Source organism: Pseudoduganella sp. GW821-FHT12E03 (assembly GCF_058807115.1).
In genome coordinates this window covers 1-2977 of sequence record NZ_JBXAQJ010000037.1, presented here as the reverse complement: position 1 = coordinate 2977, position 2977 = coordinate 1, and the positions used below count along the sequence as shown (strand labels likewise).

3 protein-coding genes are annotated in these 2977 nt (G+C 59.4%); all 3 read right to left on the bottom strand.

Going from position 1 to position 2977, the window contains the following annotated elements:
* Positions 1 to 1797: 1797 nt before the first annotated feature.
* The 3 genes from AC1RRC_RS33175 to AC1RRC_RS33165 all read right to left on the bottom strand — a co-directional run bounded on the left by AC1RRC_RS33175 (position 1798) and on the right by AC1RRC_RS33165 (position 2829).
* Positions 1798 to 2100 (bottom strand): hypothetical protein, encoded by a 303-nt coding sequence (locus tag AC1RRC_RS33175; protein ID WP_493060195.1) that lies wholly within the window; start codon positions 2098 to 2100, stop codon positions 1798 to 1800.
* 78 nt (positions 2101 to 2178) lie between these two features.
* Positions 2179 to 2337 (bottom strand): hypothetical protein, encoded by a 159-nt coding sequence (locus tag AC1RRC_RS33170; RefSeq protein WP_493060194.1) that lies wholly within the window; start codon positions 2335 to 2337, stop codon positions 2179 to 2181.
* 117 nt (positions 2338 to 2454) lie between these two features.
* A complete protein-coding gene (locus tag AC1RRC_RS33165) occupies positions 2455 to 2829 on the bottom strand; it encodes a hypothetical protein (RefSeq protein ID WP_493060193.1) in 375 nt (124 codons plus the stop codon).
* Positions 2830 to 2977: the final 148 nt, after the last annotated feature.

The window sequence follows — 2977 nt, the reverse complement described above, 5'->3', positions numbered from 1 at the left end:
GCTCGCCACAAGCCGCTGTGCCGCCAGCGGCCCAAACGCAAGCACGCGCCGCGCTGGCGAAACAGCCAGCGGCAAAAAAGCTAAGCGAAGTGGTCGACGCGTGATTCATAAACAGGATCAAGGCTGGGCCCATCGTGAGAATTCACCGGACCGCGCGGTTTTCGCGCGGGTCCGGTGCAATGTATGGTTGGGCAAATACAGGCATTCAGTCAGCCACCGTTGCACCGAGCTGATGCGCAAGTGCGCGAGCAAATTCACGCGACTCTGCATCCACGGGGCTAACGTGAATTCCATCCTCGCCAAAGGCGAAGGCAACCTCGCCAGAAGATCCCCCAACCCAAAGAGCTACCCCAGGTAGTTGAACAAGCGCCCCAGTCTTGGTCTCAGCAGTTGGCGCATCCAATAACACGAAGTCGTCGCGCCTCGCAATCAGAGAATCCCATTCATCCTCGGAGATTGCAGGTTCTCGAATGATCCAAGTGTCAACAGTATCCATAGGCCCAACGTTGGAATTCAGCGGGCGCCGTAGGCGATCCGCTGGAATGAAATGATGGGCACAGCGCCTGAACTGGCCGCGAATGACCCGCCACAAGCTTACCCGCGCAAGCGCCCACACGGACGCCAGCATGCCGGACAGGCCGGCGCTTGCCACAAGCCGCTGTGCCGCCAGCGGCCCAAACGGCAGCACTTGCCGCACTGGCGAAACAGCCCGCGGCCCAATAGCGGAGCGAAGTGGTCGACACGTGATTCATTAACAGGATCAAGGCTGGGCCCATCGTGAGAATTCAGCGGGCGCCGTAGGCGATCCGCTGGAATGAAATGTTGGGCAAGGCGCGTGAACTTGCCCCGAATGCCGAGCCGAAAACTTTGCCGCGCAAGCGCCAACCCGCATGGCGAGCAGCCGCTGACGCAAGCTTACACCCCAAAAACCTAAGGTCTCCACAGGCCAAACGCGATCGCTAGCCGTGCGGACGGAATTGCCTGCGAACCACGAGCCAAGCATAGTGGCGATAGTCAATGAACCCATGTTCAGAGCCAGGCCCAACGTCCAAATTCAGCGGGCGCCGTAGGCGATCCGCTGGAATGCAGTGTTGGACCGAGCGCCTGCACTGGCCACGGACCACCACCACCGAAGCCGCCGGCCACAAAGCCGCCAGCGGCACCAACATCAATTCTTGCCACCGTCCGCGATGCTCCCACGGACGAAAAAGCCACCGAAGCCGCACGGCCGGATCTGGCACCGGCCCAGAGGCCAAGCGAAGCCAGCACAGAAAACCAGAACGTCAAAGCGCGGTCCAACGTGAGAATTCAGCGGGCGCCGCAGGCGATCCGCTGGAATGAAATGATGGGCACAGCGCCCGAACTGGCCGCGAATGACCAGCCACCAGCTTGCCCGCGCAAGCGCCCACACGGACGCCAGCATGCCGGACCGGCCGGAGCTTGCCACAAGCCGCTGTACCGCCAGCGGCCCAAACGGCAACACTTGCCGCGCTGGCGAAACAGCCCGCGGCCCAAGAGCGGAGCGAAGTGGTCAACGCGTGATTCATTAACAGGATCAAGGCTGGGCCCATCGTGAGAATTCAGCGGGCGCCGTAGGCGATCCGCTGGAATGAAATGATGGGCACAGCGCATGAACTGGCCGCGAAGGACCAGCTGGCGCTTGCCGCAAGGCGCCGCACCGCCAGCGGCCCAAACGCCAGCACGCGCCGCGCTGGTGAAACAGCCAGCGGCCCAAGAGCGGAGCGAAGTGGTCGAGGCGTGATTCATTAACAGGATCAAGGCTGGGCTCATCGTGTCCTATTCAGCGGCGCCGCCAGGCGTCCGCTGGAATTCATTGTTGGGCTGCTTTTTTGCACTGAAGCGAGACGACAAGCGCCAGAATACAAAGGCCAATGCCGCAGAAAACCCTGCCATTAGGAAAGGGGCGAATATCATCTCGCCATGGAGCCCGCCAAGTTTCAACGGACTGACGTCAGGAAATTCCCGCTGCACCATGAATACCGCGCGAGCGCCAAGGACAAGCTTCACCGACTCCAATAGAGAAAAAAGCCAGCAATTGATTGAGAGTATCCGCAGCATTATCAATTTTAGCAGGCGCATGATTTTAGGCCCAACGTGCGAATTCAGCGGGCGCCGCAGGCGATCCGCTGGAATGAAAGGTTGGGCTGCAAGCGTCGATCACTTTTCATCCTTTAACTTCACAGCACCAAGGGCGATGTAAAGCGCACCGACGCCATAGAACACGGTCTGTTTCCCTACTAGAGCCGCAACAATAAACGTAGCTCCGGCTGCAACGAACCAGTAACCACCTCGCTTTGATTTTTTCTGTTCTGCCATTTGAAATATCTTCATTACGCCCAACGTGCAAGCTGTGCGGCTGGCCGCCAGCGGATTAAACAGTAAAATGCGCCGTATCCGGCCAGTCCGAACGAGCGCCGGGTTAGCAACCCTGCCTCAAACATAATCGAAAAGCTGATTGAACAGGTCCCCCGTGAATCTCGCCCTGGCGCGAAACGGCGCGCCAAAAGCCCGGAACGGCACATGACTGTAACCAGCCGTCTCAATAAGTGTGACAAGATGCGAAACCACCTGCGGCGTAAGTAGCTCCTCTGAAGTTATGACAGCAAGCTGCCCAAAATTGCTGAGGCGAACCTGTACAGTGCCAACTGCAATCCCGGCGTGGTAGGTCGCGTCCTGAACCTGATCGTCAAGCCACGCCTCGGGAAAGCCCTGCCGCACCAAGTCGAACAGCACGCGTGCGCGCGACATTGCTGCCGCATAGTCGAATTCGGCAGGCGAATACTCACAGCGCGGATTCAGCGCCGCCAAGTCTCTTGTAGTGAGTGTTGGCATCGTTGTAGTGCTAGCTAACGTTGTAATAACCGGCCGCCGGAGTGCGCAGCACGGAGGGGACCCAAGCGCGCAGCGATTGGGCGGTCCGGTTGATTAAATAGTTGGCGCGGCCCGACCACTGCAC